Raw genomic sequence first — 569 nt, 5'->3', positions numbered from 1 at the left:
TGCCGTCCCGGTCGGTGTCGAGCCCGTCGCGCAGCGCCTCGACGAAGAGGCCGCGGACATCGGTGCCGCCATGGGGGCCGCGGATCCCGTCGAGCCGGGCGGTCAGCGCCGCCTCGACCGCGCCCGCCTCGGCCAGCGTGGTGGCGAGGATCTCCGCCTGGATCCGGGTCCGGCGGAGCGCGGTGACGCCCTTCATATGATAGTCGCGCGTCGCGCCGACCCGGGTCAGGACCACGGCCGGGAGCCCCTCGCCGGGCGCGCGGCGGCCCCAGGTGATGCGCGCGCCGACCAGATCGGCGAGGGCCGGATCGCGCAGCAGGAGGTCGGTCAGGTCGGCCTTGAGGCTCATCGGCCGCCCCCTTGCGCGCGCGTCTTCGCCAGCCGCTTCGCCCGGCGGGCCACGGTCGCGGCGATCTCGCGGCCGAGCCCCTCGGCAATGTCGTCCAGCACCGCCTCGCGCGTCGCATCCCAGGCGGGGCGCATGAAGGGCTGGGCGGGCATGGTGCCGGTCGAACCGCCGCTTTCCAGATGCCGCTCGACGGTGCCGAACTCGACCAGATGGGCATGCG

The 569-nt window shown here is 75.4% G+C and carries 1 protein-coding gene and 1 pseudogene; both read right to left on the bottom strand.

Going from position 1 to position 569, the window contains the following annotated elements; translation table 11 throughout:
- The coding region (gene gp17 / locus BYZ73_RS21640) for a tail completion protein gp17 (protein ID WP_146746411.1) at positions 1 to 349 on the bottom strand (349 nt) is incomplete at its 3' end.
- Positions 346 to 569: pseudogene (locus tag BYZ73_RS23205) on the bottom strand (HK97 gp10 family phage protein); the annotation flags it as partial. The gene gp17 and the pseudogene BYZ73_RS23205, both read right to left, overlap by 4 nt.

It is taken from the genome of Rhodovulum viride, assembly GCF_003265965.1.
In the GTDB taxonomy this organism is placed as follows: domain Bacteria; phylum Pseudomonadota; class Alphaproteobacteria; order Rhodobacterales; family Rhodobacteraceae; genus Rhodovulum; species Rhodovulum kholense.
This window is presented reverse-complemented; position numbering and strand designations above follow the sequence as displayed.